The sequence below is a fragment of the Pseudomonas sp. NY15437 genome (assembly GCF_048068435.1).
Lineage (GTDB): Bacteria > Pseudomonadota > Gammaproteobacteria > Pseudomonadales > Pseudomonadaceae > Pseudomonas > Pseudomonas nitroreducens_B.
This window is the reverse complement of record NZ_JBLUQC010000004.1, coordinates 304442-319415: the sequence shown is the minus strand read 5'-3', so window position 1 is coordinate 319415 and position 14974 is coordinate 304442. Positions and strand designations below refer to the sequence as shown.

Genomic DNA, 14974 nt, shown 5'->3' with positions numbered 1-14974 from the left:
ATTCTGCCGCACTGGTAGGTGCAACTCATCTCGTGGAAATCCGTGCCACTGAATTCCCTCTCCCCCGCCCTCTCCCTGAAGGGAGAGGGAGCTCTGCGTGCCGGCTGATACAGAGGTTCCATCCTGCACCCTACTGTCCCCTCTCCCTTCGGAGCGGGGCGCGCAGCCAGGGTTAGGGAGAGGGCCCGACAGGCCGGCTCAGACGCCCAGGTAGTCCAGGATGCCTTCGGCGGCCGTACGGCCTTCGAAGATCGCCGTCACCACCAGGTCGGACCCGCGGACCATGTCGCCACCGGCGAAGATTTTCGGGTTGCTGGTCTGGTGCTTGAACTGTGCGGCGGCCGGGGCGATGACGCGGCCCTGGCTGTCGATTTCCACCTGGTGCTGGTCGAACCACGGCGCCGGGCTCGGGCGGAAGCCGAAGGCGATCAGCACGGCTTCCGCCGGGATGATTTCCTCGGACCCCGGGATCGGCTCGGGGCTGCGACGGCCGCGGGCGTCAGGTTCGCCGAGACGGGTCTCGACCACCTTCACGCCTTCCACCTTGTCCTCGCCGACGATGGCGATGGGCTGGCGGTTGAAGAGGAATTTCACGCCTTCTTCCTTGGCGTTCTTCACCTCTTTGCGCGAGCCGGGCATGTTCTCCTCGTCGCGGCGATAGGCGCAGGTCACGCCCTTGGCGCCCTGACGGATGGAGGTGCGGTTGCAGTCCATCGCGGTGTCGCCACCGCCCAGCACCACGACGCGCTTGCCCTTCATGTCGATGAAGTCTTCCGGCGACTTCTCGAAGCCCAGGTTGCGGTTCACGTTGGCGATCAGGAAGTCCAGCGCGTCGTGCACGCCGGGCAGGTCCTCGCCGGGGAAGCCGCCTTTCATGTAGGTGTAGGTGCCCATGCCCATGAACACGGCATCGTATTCATCGAGCAGTTGCTGCAGGGGCACATCCTTGCCGATCTCGGTGTTCAGGCGGAACTCGATGCCCATGCCGGTGAACACCTCGCGGCGACGCGACATCACCTGTTTCTCCAGCTTGAACTCGGGGATGCCGAAGGTCAGCAGGCCACCGATTTCCGGGTTCTTGTCGAACACCACCGGGGTCACGCCGTTGCGCACCAGCACGTCGGCGCAGCCCAGGCCCGCCGGGCCCGCGCCGATCACGGCGACACGCTTGCCGGTGGGCTTGACCTTGGACATGTCCGGGCGCCAGCCCATGGCGAAGGCGGTGTCGGTGATGTACTTCTCCACCGAGCCGATGGTGACCGCGCCGAAGCCGTCGTTCAGGGTGCAGGCGCCTTCGCACAGACGGTCCTGCGGGCACACGCGGCCGCAGACTTCCGGCAGGGTGTTGGTCTGGTGGGACAGCTCGGCGGCGGCGAGGATGTTGCCTTCGGAAACCAGCTTCAACCAGTTGGGGATGAAGTTGTGTACCGGGCACTTCCACTCGCAGTACGGGTTGCCGCAGCCCAGGCAGCGGTGCGCCTGGTCAGCGGCCTGGGCCGGCTTGAACAGGTCGTAGATTTCCACGAACTCGCGCTTGCGCTGGCGCAGCAGTTTTTTCTTCGGATCCTTGCGCCCGACTTCGATGAACTGGAAGTCATTGTTCAGGCGATCAGAATTCAGACGTTCAGACATTTCTTGACCTCATCAACAACTTCAGGCGCTTATTGCGGGTTGGCACGGGTGCTGGACAGCAGCGAACCCAGGCTGGCGGCCTTGGGTTTCACCAGCCAGAACCGACGCAGGTAGTCGTCCAGGTTTTCCAGGACGTTCGCGCCCCACTCGCTCGCCGTTTCTTCTACGTATTCGACCAGGACCTTGCGCAGGTGGCTGCGGTAGGCCTCCATCGCTTCGCCACTGATGCGCTGGATTTCCACCAGTTCGTGGTTCACGCGGTCGACGAAGGTGTTGTCCATGTCCAGGACATAGGCGAAGCCGCCGGTCATGCCGGAGCCGAAGTTGTAGCCGGTCTTGCCCAGTACGCAGATGAAGCCGCCGGTCATGTATTCGCAGCAGTGGTCACCGGTGCCTTCCACCACGGCATGGGCGCCGGAGTTGCGCACGCCGAAACGCTCGCCCGCGGTGCCGGCCGCGAACAGCTTGCCGCCGGTGGCGCCGTACAGGCAGGTGTTGCCGACGATGGCCGACTCCTGCGACTTGAACGGGCTGCCCTTGGGCGGGGTGACGACCAGCTTGCCGCCGGTCATGCCCTTGCCGACGTAGTCGTTGGCGTCGCCTTCCAGGTACAGGTGCAGGCCGCCGGCGTTCCACACGCCGAAGCTCTGGCCCGCGGTGCCCTTGAAGCGGAAGGTGATCGGCGCCTTGGCCATGCCCTGGTTGCCGTGGACCTTGGCGATCTCGCCGGAAATCCGCGCGCCGATGGAGCGGTCGCAGTTGCAGATGTCCAGTTCGTACTCGCCGCCCTTGGCGCCTTCGATGGCGAAACGGGCCAGCTCGACCATCTTCTCGGCCAGCAGGCCCTGGTCGAACGGCGGGTTCTTCTCGACTTCACAGAACTGCGGCTTCTCGGCCGGGATCAGGTCGCTGCCCAGCAGTGGGGTGAGGTCGAGGTTGCCCTGCTTGGGCGTCTCGCCCGGGAGGATCTCCAGCAGATCGGTGCGGCCGATCAGTTCTTCCAGGCTGCGCACGCCGAGCTTGGCCAGCCACTCACGGGTTTCGCTGGCGATGAAGGTGAAGAAGTTCACCACCATGTCCACGGTGCCGATGAAATGGTCCTTGCGCAGCTTGTCGTTCTGGGTGGCGACGCCGGTGGCGCAGTTGTTCAGGTGGCAGATGCGCAGGTATTTGCAGCCCAGGGCGATCATCGGCGCGGTGCCGAAGCCGAAGCTCTCGGCGCCGAGGATGGCGGCCTTGATGACGTCCAGGCCGGTCTTCAGGCCGCCGTCGGTCTGCACACGCACCTTGCCGCGCAGGTCGTTGCCGCGCAGGGTCTGGTGCGCCTCGGCGAGGCCCAGCTCCCACGGGGAGCCGGCGTACTTGATGGAGGTGATCGGCGAGGCGCCGGTACCGCCGTCGTAGCCGGAGATGGTGATCAGGTCGGCGTAGGCCTTGGCCACGCCGGCGGCGATGGTGCCCACCCCCGGCTCGGACACCAGCTTCACCGAGACCAGCGCCTGCGGGTTGACCTGCTTGAGGTCGAAGATCAGCTGGGCGAGGTCTTCGATGGAGTAGATGTCGTGGTGCGGCGGCGGCGAGATCAGGGTCACGCCGGGCACGGCATAGCGCAGGCGGGCGATCAGGCCGTTGACCTTGCCGCCGGGCAGCTGGCCGCCCTCGCCAGGCTTGGCGCCCTGGGCCACCTTGATCTGCAGGACTTCGGCGTTGACCAGGTATTCCGGGGTCACACCGAAGCGGCCGGTGGCCACCTGCTTGATCTTCGAGCTTTTCAGCGTGCCGTAGCGCGCCGGGTCTTCACCGCCCTCGCCGGAGTTGGAGCGGCCGCCCAGGCGGTTCATGGCCTCGGCCAGGGCTTCGTGGGCCTCCGGCGACAGCGCGCCCAGGGAAATGCCGGCGGCGTCGAAGCGCTTGAAGATGGACTCCAGCGGCTCGATCTCGTCCAGGCTCAGCGGTTGCTCGCTGGTTTTCACCTTGAGCAGGTCACGCAGCATGGATACCGGGCGCTGGTCGACCAGCGCGGTGTATTCCTTGAACTTGGCGTAGTCGCCCTGCTGCACAGCGGCCTGCAGGGTGTTCACCACGTCCGGGTTGTAGGCGTGGTACTCGCCGCCGTAGACGAACTTCAGCAGGCCGCCCTGCTGGATCGCCTTGCGGCTGTTCCAGGCTTCGTTGGCCAGCAGCTTCTGCTCGTTCTCGATGTCGAGGAAACGCGCGCCCTGGATGCGGCTCGGGGTGCCCGGGAAGCACAGGCCGGTGACCTCGTCGGACAGGCCGATGGCTTCGAACAGCTGGGCGCCACGGTAGGAGGCGATGGTGGAGATGCCCATCTTCGAGAGGATCTTCAGCATCCCCTTGGAGATGCCCTTGCGGTAGTACTTGAAGACCTCGTAGAGGTCGCCCAGCACTTCGCCGGTGCGGATCAGGTCGGCCAGCACCTCGTAGGCGAGGTACGGGTAGACCGCAGACGCACCGAAGCCCACCAGCACTGCGAAATGATGCGGGTCGCGGGCGGTGGCGGTTTCCACCAGGATGTTGGAGTCGCAGCGCAGGCCGGTCTGCACCAGGCGGTGGTGCACCGCGCCGACGGCCAGGGCCGCGTGCACCGGCAGCTTGCCGGGGGCGATGTTGCGGTCGGAGAGCACCAGCAGCACCTTGCCGGCGCGCACGGCTTCCTCGGCCTGGTCGGCGATGTTGAGCACGGCCGCTTCGAGGCCCACGGCCTCGTCGTAGTTCAGGTCGATGTGGTGCAGGTCGAAGCCCGGACGATCCAGGTTCATCAGGGTCCGCCACTTCGCCGGGGAGATCACCGGGGTGGTCAGGATGGCCTGGTTGGCGTGGTGCGGGGACTCTTCGAAGATGTTCTGCTCGATGCCCAGACAGGTTTCCAGGGACATCACGATCGCTTCGCGCAGCGGGTCGATCGGCGGGTTGGTCACCTGCGCGAAGACCTGGCGGAAGTAGTCGTACGGCGAGCGGATGCGCTTGGACAGCACCGCCATCGGGGTGTCGTCGCCCATCGAGCCGACGGCTTCCTGGCCCTGCTCGGCGAGCGGGCGCAGCACCTGGTCACGCTCCTCGAAGGTGACCTGGAACATCTTCATGTACTGCTTGAGCTGGTCGCCGTCGTAGCTGGCCACGCCCTGGTCATCGTCCAGGGTCGCCTGGATGCGCAGCGCGCTCTGGCGCAGCCACTGCTTGTACGGATGGCGCGACTTGAGGCGGTTGTCGATGTCTTCGGTCTGCAGCAGCTGGCCGGTCTCGGTGTCTACCGCGAGGATCTGGCCCGGTCCGACGCGGCCCTTGGCGATAACGTCCTCGGGCTTGTAGTCCCACACGCCGATTTCCGAGGCGAGGGTGATGTAGCCGTTCTTGGTGGTGACCCAGCGCGAGGGGCGCAGGCCGTTGCGGTCGAGCAGGCAGACGGCGTAGCGGCCGTCGGTCAGCACGACGCCGGCGGGGCCGTCCCACGGCTCCATGTGCAGCGAGTTGAATTCGTAGAACGCACGCAGGTCGGCGTCCATGGTCTCGACGTTCTGCCAGGCCGGCGGAATGATCATGCGCAGGCCGCGGAACATGTCCATGCCGCCGGTGACCATCAGCTCGAGCATGTTGTCCATGCTGGAGGAGTCCGAACCGACACGGTTGACCAGCGGGCCGAGCTCGTCCAGGTCCGGCATCCACTCGTTGGCGAACTTGGCGCGACGGGCCTGGGCCCAGTTGCGGTTGCCGGTGATGGTGTTGATCTCGCCGTTGTGCGCCAGCAGGCGGAACGGCTGGGCCAGCGGCCATTTCGGCAGGGTGTTGGTCGAGAAGCGCTGGTGGAAGACGCAGATGGCGGTCTTCAGGCGCTCGTCGGAGAGGTCCGGATAGAAGGCGGCGAGGTCCGCCGGCATCATCAGGCCCTTATAGATAATGGTCTTGTGCGAGAAGCTGCAGACGTAGTGATCGGCGTCCTCGGCGTTGGCCACGGAGGAGCGGCGACGGGAGCTGAACAGCTTGACCGCGAATTCCTGGTCGGAGAGGCCTTCACCGCCGATGAACACCTGCTCGATCTGCGGCAGGCGCTCCAGCGCCAGGCGACCCAGGACGCTGGTGTCGATCGGCACCTTGCGCCAGCCGACCAGTTTCAGGCCGGCGCGCTCGATCTCGCGATTCATGTTCGCGCGAGCGGCCTCGGCTTTCACCGGGTCCTGGTTGAAGAAGACCATGCCCACGGCGTATTGGGCGGGCAGCTCGACGCCGAAGGATTCCTGGGCCACGGCGCGCAGGAACTGGTCGGGCTTCTGGATCAGCAGCCCACAGCCGTCCCCGGTTTTCCCGTCCGCGTTGATCCCACCTCGGTGGGTCATGCAGGTCAGTGCTTCGATGGCGGTTTGCAGAAGTTCGTGGCTTGCCTCGCCCGTCATGTGGGCGATCAGACCGAATCCGCAGTTATCCTTGAACGTCTCAGGATGGTACAGACCTGCTTTCATAGGGAACTCTCACCGGCAAAACTTTTATAAATTCCAGGGTCTGCTGACGTTTCGCCATCGCCCTGTTTCGCCGTGCAGGCTCGTTTCCCGCGCACCGCAAAGGCTCGGGCCGCTTCTATCGAGCAGCGCCGTGGTAGCCCCTGGTTCACCTGGAATGACCGCTCCGCGCGTGGTGCCACGTCTTACCCAACGTGACGGCGGTTCCGGTCCTGGCCATGACGAAACGTCAGCAGACCCTCTTCAAGCACTTCGCCTGTCTACTCGCTCAAGCGGCAAGTTTCCGATAGGCAAAGGGAGGTCATTGTACACATGGGGAAAGCGGCGTCACTGTTTTTTTTGACGCACTGCTGACACCCGATGTCGCATTTTTATAAGAATGCAGCAAAAGACACAAGCCAATAAAAAAGCCGAGCCCCAGGCTATGGGGCTCGGCTTTTACAGCATTGCGACGGTGCGACCTTTCAGCGCGCCCCGGCGATGTCCTGCTGGATGCTGGAGAAGGGTCGCGCCCAGGGCTTGGACGCCTGGACCTTCGCCGGCAGCTTCTTGATGGCCGCCTGAGCGGAGGCGCGGTCGGCGAAGCTGCCATAGGTCACGACGTAGAAGGGCTTGCCCTGCAGGTTCTTGCGGAAGTAACGGTACTCACCGCCGCCCTGCTGGCTGACGAAGGCCTTGGCGCTGGCTTCCGAGCTGGTCCCGAGCAACTGCACGGCATAGCGCGAACCCGCCTGGGACTGGTACCAGCTGCTACCGCCCGCACCACCGGCGGCGGCCGCGGCCGGCTTGCTGGCGGCGCTCGCCGGCTTGGCGCTGGCCACGGTGGTCGCAGGCTTGGTCGCAGCAACCGGCTTGGCGGCCTGGACGGACTTGGCCGGCGCGGTGGCGGCGGGCTTGACCGGTTCCGGACGCGGCGTCGGCACCGGGGTCGGAGCCGGGGCGGGCTGAATGGCCGCCTGCTGCTGAACGGGAGCCGGCGGCACCGGGTTCAGCGGTTTCGGACCGTTGTTGGCCAACGGGGTAACCGGCGGTGCGCTGGTGGTCACGGTCGGCGGGATGGCCGCGGAGGGCATCGCGCCGTCGTCAGCATCGTCCTGGCCACCGGCCTGGGCCATGGGCTCGCGGATCACCGGCTGGCTCTCGCCCACCAGCGGCAACGGCAGCGGTTGGTTGGAGCCAGCGAATTCCACCGAAGGGCCGCTGCCCTGGGCGTCCGGCTGCGGCTGCGCACTCGGCTGCGGCGCGGCGCCGCCCAGCGGCAGCTGGGAGGATGTCTGCGCGGCGGTGTTGCTCGCCGTGTCCGGCTTGCTGGTCTTGCCCTGCATGAACCAGGCGGCGATGACGCCGATGGCGACCACGCCGAGGATCGCCAGGTGCTTCTTCGGCAGCTTGAAGCCGGCACCGGCGGCTTTGCGCTCGCCGCCGCGGTCGGCCAGCATCGCCTCGATCATCGCGTCGCGGGCGGTCTGGTTGATCGCGCCCGGCCAGCCGCCAGACTGTTCATGGATGTCGCTCAGCAGGTCGGCGGAGATCAGCTCGATGCCCTGCCCCGCGCCCTCCAGGCGCTGGGCCAGGTACTCGCGAGTCTCTTCCTCGCTGTAGGGCTGCAGCTCGATGGCGTGGAATCGTTCCTCGCCTTCGGAGAGCGCTTCCAGGCGCGACAGCAGCTCCGGCTCCCCGAACAGGAAGACGTGCAGGCGCGCTTCGGAATTGCCGGCAGCCAGCAGCAGGAGGACTTCCAGCGCGTCGTCACGCAGCTGCTCGGCGTCATCCACCAGCAGGTACACGTCCTGGCCGGTAATCGCCAGCTGGGCGACCTTGGCGAGGATCGCCTCGATGCTGGTCTGGGTGATCCCCAGGCCTTGCGCCAGTTGACGCAGCAGGGTGGCTTCGTCGGTCACCGAGCGACCGGAAATCACCACGCTGGAGACGGCGTCCTTGTTGGTGCTGGCCACCAGGGCCTGGCGCAGCAGCGTCTTGCCGCTGCCCAGCGGGCCGGTGACGGCCAGCAGCAGGTGGCTGTAGCGCGCCAGGTGGTGCAGCTGGCCCAGCACGGGCTTGCGCTGCGCCGGGAAGAACTTGAAGCCCGGAACCCGCGGTGCGAACGGATCGTGGCTGAACTGGTAGTGGGCCAGGAAGGCCTCATCGGCATGCAAGCTGGACATGGGACCTCAGTGTTCTCCTGCCTGACCGACCAGTGCCTGGTAGTCAGCGCGCAGTGTTTCTTCCAGAATCTCACGGGGGAATTCGGCGGTCACGACCGCGCCCCCCAGCCCTTGGAGCAATACCAGACGCAAACGGCCATCGAGCACTTTCTTGTCGACGGCCATGTGCTCGAGAAAATGCTCGGCGTTCATTTCCTGCGGCGGGACCACCGGCAGTTTCGCCGCGGCAAGCAGGCGAATGCCCCGGTCGAGTTCGGCCTTTGTCAGCCATCCCAGCCGATGCGACATCTCCAGCGCCATCACGGTTCCCGCACCCACGGCTTCGCCGTGCAGCCAGACGCCATAACCCATGTGGGTTTCGATGGCGTGGCCGAAGGTATGACCCAGGTTGAGGGTGGCGCGCACGCCGGTTTCCTTCTCGTCGGCGCCGACCACACGGGCCTTGGCCGCGCAGGAGCGCTCGATGGCTTCGGTCAGCGCGGTTGGCTCCAGCGCCAGCAGGTCGCCCATTCGCGCTTCCAGCCAGGCGAGGAACGGCTCGTCGCAGATCAAGCCGTACTTGATCACTTCCGCCAGGCCCGCGGACAGCTCGCGGGGCGGCAGGGTCTTGAGAGTCGCGGTGTCGATCACCACGGCCTGGGGCTGGTAGAAGGCCCCGACCATGTTCTTGCCCAGCGGGTGGTTGATGCCGGTCTTGCCGCCGACCGAGGAGTCCACCTGGGACAACAGGGTGGTCGGCACCTGGATGAAGTCGACGCCGCGCTGGTAGCAGGCGGCGGCAAACCCGGTCATGTCGCCGATGACGCCGCCGCCCAGCGCGATGAGGGTGGTCTTGCGGTCATGGCGCGCGGTCAGCAGCCCATCGAAGATCAGCTGCAGGGTTTCCCACTGCTTGTAGGCCTCGCCGTCGGGCAACACGACCGTGGTGACCTGATAGCCGGCCAGGGTCTTCTGCAGTCGATCCAAATACAGCGGCGCGATGGTTTCGTTGGTGACGATGGCTACCTGGCGGCCGCGGATGTGCGGCTCGAAGTAGCGCGGATCATCCAGCAGCCCCTCTCCGATGTAGATCGGGTAGCTGCGATCGGCCAGATCGACATTGAGTGTGCGCATGAAACCCCCGGGCAAGAAAGGGGATAGGATACCGCAGATTGCAACGCCGTTAATGGCGCTCCAGCTCACGTAGACGTTCGATGATCTCCAGGACGACGAGACGCGGTGGCCGCTCGTCGGTCTCGATGATCACATCGGCGATTTCGCGATAGAGCGGATCACGTAGTTGCATGAGGTCACGCAGGATCTGCTCCGGATTGGGCTTCTGCAGCAACGGACGATTCTTGTCGCGCGCGGTGCGGGAAATCTGCTGCTCGACCGAGGCATGCAGGTAGATCACCTTGCCGCCGGATTTGAGGATCAGGCGATTGGCCTCGCGCATCACTGCGCCGCCACCGGTGGCAATGACCATGCCCCCTTCATCGCACAACTCGGCCAGCATCGACTGCTCACGCTCACGGAAGCCAGCCTCGCCCTCGACATCGAATATCCAGGGGATGTTGGCTCCGCAGCGCTGCTCGATTTCTTTATCCGAATCCTTGAAGACGAGGTGAAGCTCTTTGGCGAGAAGACGCCCGATGGTGCTTTTACCAGCACCCATCGGGCCTACCAGAATCAAATTGGACACGACATTGATCAACGGCCGATGGCAATGGCCTGATTATTCATGATCCGCGGGGTAAGGAAAACCAGCAGCTCGTTCTTGCTGTCGGTCACGTAGTCGTTCTTGAACAGGCGGCCGATCATCGGCACGTCGCCCAGGAACGGCACCTTCGCCGTCGATTTGGTCTGGGTGTTGGAGAACACACCACCGATCACGATGGTTTCGCCATCGTTGACCAGCACCTTCGCGTTCACCTCGTTCTTCTTGATCGGCGGTACGCCGTTCAGCGCGTTGGCGTAGTCCGGCTCGTCCTTGTTGACCTTCACTTCCATGATGATGCGGTTGTCCGGCGTGATCTGCGGGGTCACTTCCAGGGACAGCGCCGCTTCCTTGAAGGACACCGAGGTCGCACCGCTGGAGCTGGCTTCCTGGTACGGAATCTCCGAGCCCTTGAGGATCTTCGCGGTTTCCTTGTCGGAGGTGACGACCTTCGGCTGGGAAACCACTTCACCGTTACCGGTCTTCTCCATGGCGTTGAGCTGCAGGTCCAGGATGGTGTTGTTGGTGGTGAAGCCGATGCTGATCCCCGAAGTCGGAGTCACGTTCGAAGTCCCCAGATCGACGAAGGTATTGCCCGTGCTGTTGGTGCCGCCGGACACATCGAAGTTACCGTGACCGGACAGCGAACCGCTCCAGTTCACGCCCAGCTCCTTGGTGTAGTCGACGTTGGCTTCGACGATGCGCGCCTCGATCATCACCTGGCGCACCGGGATGTCCAGCTGGGCGACGATGCGGCGCAGCTCGTCCAGGCGATCCTGGGTCTGGTAGGCGATGATGCTGTTGGTGCGGTCGTCCACGGTGATCGAGCCGCGGTTGTCGCCCTGGGCTGCCGCAGCAACGCCGGGCGCGCCACCACCAGTGCCGGTGACGGAGCTGAACAGCTTGGCGATGTCCGCCGCCTTGGCGTAGTTCACCTGGATCAGTTCACGGCGCAGGGGCGCCAGCTCGGAAATCTGCTTCTGCGCTTCCAGCTCCTGGCGTTCACGGGCGGCGATCTCGTCAGCCGGCGCGACCAGCAGGACGTTGCCGACCTTGCGCTTGTCCAGGCCCTTGGTCTTGAGCACCAGATCCAGCGCCTGGTCCCACGGCACGTTCTGCAGGCGCAGGGTGATGTTCCCCTGCACGGTGTCCGAGGCGACGAGGTTCAGGTCGGTGAAGTCGGCGATCAGCTGCAGAACCGAACGCACGTCGATGTCCTGGAAGTTCAGCGACAGTTTTTCGCCGGTGTAGGCGAAGTTGTCCTTCTTCCGCTTCTCGGCATCGTCCTGGGTCAGCGGCTTGATGCTGACGGTCATGCGATTGTCGGTCTGATAGACGAGGTAGTCGTACAGGCCGGTCGGCTCGATGGTGATGCTCGCCTTGTCGCCAATGGCGGAGGCGTTGACCAGTTGCACCGGGGTCGCGAAGTCCTTCACGTCCAGGCGAACGCGCAGGTTGTCCGGCAGCTGGGTGCGCGGGAAGTCCAGGCGGATCTTGCCGCCCTGCTCCTGGATGTCGGGGCTGACGGTCGGATCGGACAGGTCGATGACGACGTTGCCTTCACCCTGCTCGCCACGCTGGAAATCGATATTGCGGATCGCCTTGCCGGCCGGGATATACGGCTTGGGCTGCGCCGGCTTGGCCGCCGGAGCCGGAGACGGCGCCGCGGAAGCGTAGGAGGCCGCAGGCGCGCCACCGGCGCCGACCACGACGTACAGGTTGGAACCCTCGGCACGGGTGGTGTACGGCACCAGCGTCGCCAGGTTGACGATGAGGCGGGTACGGTCCTTCGCCTCGACCACGGTCAGGCTGCGGGCGTTGCCCACCCCCAGTTCGCGGTTCTTGCTGCCCAGCTTGTTCTGCACACCCGGCAGGTCCAGCGCAATGCGCGCGGGCTGCTCGATGGTGTAGCCACGTGGCGCCGCCACCGGCTCATCGAAGCCGAGCTTGAGTTCCACGCGGTCGCCCGGCAGGGCCGCCACGTCGACGCTCTGCAGGTTTGCAGCCAGCAGGGTCGGTGCGAATACGGCCGCGAGCACGGAAATGCCCAGGCGGGAAAGCGTTTTATTCATCGTCTGAATCCGTCGTGCAGACTGCTGTTTGTTATCCATGTTCATCCCCGCCCTTAGGAGCGTTCCTTGAGAGTCAGGCTGCGCGGACGCTCCAGCCAGCCACCCTCACCATCAGGAACGATTTCAATCACGTCGATCTTGGCTTCGCTGATCGCAACGATCTTGCCGTCGTTGCGACCGAGGTAATCCCCCACTCGCACCCGGTGCACCCCTCCTGCACCTTTCACGAGAGCGAATACCTGACTGTCCTTGGCCAGGGTGCCGACCATTTCGAAGGTTTCGATGTTGAAGCCTTCGAGGAACTGCTTGACCCGCGTCTCATCGGGCTTGATGACCTTGTTGCCCTTCTGCTTGACCGCCAGGTCGATCTTCACTGGCGGCTGGAACGGGCTGCGCAGGGAGGCTGCACTGTAGGTGAAGGCCTCGTACGCCTGGAACTTGGGCAACGGCTCGATGGTGCCCTTCGGCCGGGCGCGCACCTCGTCCATGTAGGCCTGCAGATCGGCGAAGTCGCTTCCCGAGCCGCAACCATTGAGCGTCAGGAGCAGGAAACTGCAAATGATCAGGCGCCCCCTCATTTTTTCGCTCCCGCAGCCGGGGCAGTAGCCTTCACGCCCTTGTCGTTGTACCGGTAGGTTTTCGCCAGGATGCTCATGCGCAGCTTGGACGTGCTGTCCGAGCTGGCCGGCTTGATGTCGAAATCATGCAGCGTGACGATCCGCGGCAGGCTGGATACGCCACTGACGAAGGTCGCCAGGTCGTGATAACCACCCACCACGCTGATCTGGATCGGCAGCTCGATATAGAACTGCTGCGCCACTTCCGGCAGCAGCTTGATCTCTTCGAACTCCAGGCCACTGCCCAGGCCGGTGCGGGTAATGTCTTCCAGCAGGCCAGGCACTTCGGTGTCGCTGGGCAGCTGACGCAACAGGGCGCCGAAGGACTCTTCCATCTCCTTCATCTGCACCTTGTAGGCTTCCAGGTTCGCCGCCTGGAAGGCCTTGGACGAGAACTGCTGCTTGAGGGTCTGCTCTTCCTCGCGATTGCGGTCGAGCTGGTCCTGCAGATCCTTCAGGTGGAAGTTGTAGCCCAGCGCCAGCACCACGGCCATCAGCAGAATGCAGGCGATGACCTTGACCGCCGCCGGCCAGGAACCGAGGTTATTCAGGTCAAGATCGTTGATGTCGATCTTGCGCAAGCTCTCCAGAGAACTGGCCAGACTCATTTCTTGGCTCCTTGCGCGGTACTCTTCTTGTCCTGCTCATCGCCAGGCTGGGTCTGCTGCACGGTCAACTGGAAGACGTTGGCCTGGTCCAGAGCGCCTTGGGTGACCGCTTTCACCTCGGTCAGGTTCGGAGAGGTCAGCCACTCCGAGGCATCCAGGTTGCGCATGAGATTGGAGACGCGGTTGTTGGATTCAGCCGCCCCGGCGATCGCGATGGACTTGCCGGACATCTTCAGCTCAGTGAAGAACACGCCATCGGGCAGGGTGCGAACCAGTTGGTCGAACACCCGGCCGATGATCGGACGGTTACCCTGCAGGTCCTGAATGATCTTCATCCGTTCCAGCAACTGCTGGCGGCGCGTCTTCAGCTCGCTGATTTCCTTGATGCGCGCATCCAGCACGGCGATTTCCTTGCGCAGGAAGTCGTTGCGCGCGCCCTGGTTCTCGATGGCCGAGTTGAAATACTGGTCGCCGAGGAACACCACCGCCCCCGACGCGACCAGCACCGCCCCGAGAATCACCAGGAAGCGCTGCTTGCGCTCCTCGCGCAGCTGCTCCCGCCACGGCAATAGGTTGATGCGTGCCATCAGTCGAAACTCCTCATCGCCAGACCGCAGGCAATCATCAGCGCCGGCGCATCACTGGCCAGCGCACCGGCGTTGACCTTGCCGCTCAGCACCATGTCGGCGAACGGGTTGGCCACCAGGGTCGGAGTGCCGATCTTCTGCTGGATCAGGCGATCCAGGTCGGGGATGGACGCCGTGCCACCGGCGAGCAGGATGTAATCCACGTCGTTAAACTGGCCGGCCGCGAAGAAGAACTGCAGCGAACGGGATACCTGCTGTACCACGGCGTCCTTGAACGGTTGCAGCACTTCGCTGTCGTAGTCATCCGGAAGACCGCCCTGCTTCTTCGCAAGACCGGCTTCCTCGACCGACAGGCCGTAGCGACGCTGGATTTCCTCGGTCAGCTGGCGCCCACCGAAGAGCTGTTCGCGGGTATAGATGGTGCGACCATGGTGCAGGACGCTGAGCGTGGTCATGGTGGCGCCGATGTCCACCACCGCAACTGTGAGCTCGTCGGCATTGCCGCCCAACTGGTCTCCCAGCAGACTGAACGCTCGCTCCAGCGCATAGGCTTCAACATCGACGACCTTGGCCGTCAGGCCCGCGAGCGCCAGCGCAGCTTCGCGCACCTCGACGTTCTCCTTCCGGCAAGCGGCAAGCAGAACATCGACGCGATCCGCGTTGCGCGCGGACGTACCCTGCACCTCGAAGTCGATCGCAACCTCTTCGAGGGGATAGGGGATGTACTGATCGGCCTCGATCTTGAGCTGGTTTTCCAACTCATCGTCCGAGAGTCCGCCGTCCATCTCGATGGTTTTAGTGATGACCGCCGAGCCGGCAACGGCGACCGCAGACGTCTTCACCGCGGTTCGCGCCTTGGCGACCACGCGTGACAACGCCTGGCCGACACCCTCCAGCTCAGCGATGTTCTTTTCTACCACTGCATTGGGCGGGAGCGGCTCCACAGCATAGGCCTCTACCTTGTAGCGGCCTCCAGAGCGGCTCAATTCGAGAAGTTTGACCGAAGTCGAACTGATGTCTATCCCCAGCAGCGTGTTCGCTTTCTTATTGAAGAGCCCTAGCACGACTGATTTCCTATCAGCATCCGAGACTTACGGACGATTTATGTTTTTCCACATTAGATAC

Annotated in this window: 10 protein-coding genes; all 10 read right to left on the bottom strand. The window is 64.3% G+C overall.

Features of this window, described 5'->3' with window-relative positions; all coding sequences use genetic code 11:
* Window positions 1-198: 198 nt before the first annotated feature.
* Window positions 199-1632 (bottom strand): FAD-dependent oxidoreductase, encoded by a 1434-nt coding sequence (locus tag ACNFIA_RS11685; protein ID WP_416784966.1) that lies wholly within the window; start codon window positions 1630-1632, stop codon window positions 199-201.
* A gap of 29 nt (window positions 1633-1661) precedes the next feature.
* Window positions 1662-6107, bottom strand: coding sequence for a glutamate synthase large subunit (gltB, locus tag ACNFIA_RS11680; protein ID WP_416784964.1), 4446 nt, complete (start codon window positions 6105-6107; stop codon window positions 1662-1664).
* Window positions 6108-6568: 461 nt separating this feature from the next.
* Window positions 6569-8269 carry an AAA family ATPase gene (locus ACNFIA_RS11675; RefSeq protein WP_416784962.1) on the bottom strand — a complete coding sequence of 567 codons (1701 nt, stop codon included), beginning with the start codon at window positions 8267-8269 and terminating at the stop codon, window positions 6569-6571.
* A 6-nt stretch (window positions 8270-8275) separates the two neighbouring features.
* Entirely contained in the window at window positions 8276-9382 is a 1107-nt protein-coding gene (gene aroB / locus ACNFIA_RS11670; RefSeq protein ID WP_416784960.1) for a 3-dehydroquinate synthase, read from the bottom strand.
* Between the two features lie 49 nt (window positions 9383-9431).
* Window positions 9432-9950 (bottom strand): shikimate kinase AroK, encoded by a 519-nt coding sequence (aroK, locus tag ACNFIA_RS11665; protein ID WP_259757759.1) that lies wholly within the window; start codon window positions 9948-9950, stop codon window positions 9432-9434.
* Between the two features lie 8 nt (window positions 9951-9958).
* On the bottom strand, window positions 9959-12037 hold the full coding sequence (gene pilQ / locus ACNFIA_RS11660) for a type IV pilus secretin PilQ (RefSeq protein ID WP_416784958.1): 2079 nt from the start codon (window positions 12035-12037) through the stop codon (window positions 9959-9961).
* Window positions 12038-12090: 53 nt separating this feature from the next.
* Entirely contained in the window at window positions 12091-12615 is a 525-nt protein-coding gene (gene pilP, locus ACNFIA_RS11655; RefSeq protein WP_416784956.1) for a type 4a pilus biogenesis lipoprotein PilP, read from the bottom strand.
* Window positions 12612-13262, bottom strand: coding sequence for a type 4a pilus biogenesis protein PilO (gene pilO, locus ACNFIA_RS11650; RefSeq protein ID WP_416784954.1), 651 nt, complete (start codon window positions 13260-13262; stop codon window positions 12612-12614). Before pilO ends, pilP begins: the two co-directional genes overlap by 4 nt.
* On the bottom strand, window positions 13259-13849 hold the full coding sequence (gene pilN / locus ACNFIA_RS11645; RefSeq protein WP_259757764.1) for a type 4a pilus biogenesis protein PilN: 591 nt from the start codon (window positions 13847-13849) through the stop codon (window positions 13259-13261). Before pilN ends, pilO begins: the two co-directional genes overlap by 4 nt.
* Window positions 13849-14913: a pilus assembly protein PilM gene (locus ACNFIA_RS11640; protein ID WP_017520515.1), complete on the bottom strand. Its 1065-nt coding sequence runs from the start codon at window positions 14911-14913 to the stop codon at window positions 13849-13851. Before ACNFIA_RS11640 ends, pilN begins: the two co-directional genes overlap by 1 nt.
* Window positions 14914-14974 lie beyond the last annotated feature (61 nt).

Coding starts and splice junctions, on each gene's coding strand:
- pilQ (WP_416784958.1), bottom strand. CDS start 12,037: ATGAATAAAACGCTTTCCCGCCTGGGCATTTCCGTGCTCGCGGCCGTA.
- pilN (WP_259757764.1), bottom strand. CDS start 13,849: ATGGCACGCATCAACCTATTGCCGTGGCGGGAGCAGCTGCGCGAGGAG.
- aroB (WP_416784960.1), bottom strand. CDS start 9,382: ATGCGCACACTCAATGTCGATCTGGCCGATCGCAGCTACCCGATCTAC.
- gltB (WP_416784964.1), bottom strand. CDS start 6,107: ATGAAAGCAGGTCTGTACCATCCTGAGACGTTCAAGGATAACTGCGGA.
- pilO (WP_416784954.1), bottom strand. CDS start 13,262: ATGAGTCTGGCCAGTTCTCTGGAGAGCTTGCGCAAGATCGACATCAAC.
- ACNFIA_RS11685 (WP_416784966.1), bottom strand. CDS start 1,632: ATGTCTGAACGTCTGAATTCTGATCGCCTGAACAATGACTTCCAGTTC.
- ACNFIA_RS11675 (WP_416784962.1), bottom strand. CDS start 8,269: ATGTCCAGCTTGCATGCCGATGAGGCCTTCCTGGCCCACTACCAGTTC.
- pilP (WP_416784956.1), bottom strand. CDS start 12,615: ATGAGGGGGCGCCTGATCATTTGCAGTTTCCTGCTCCTGACGCTCAAT.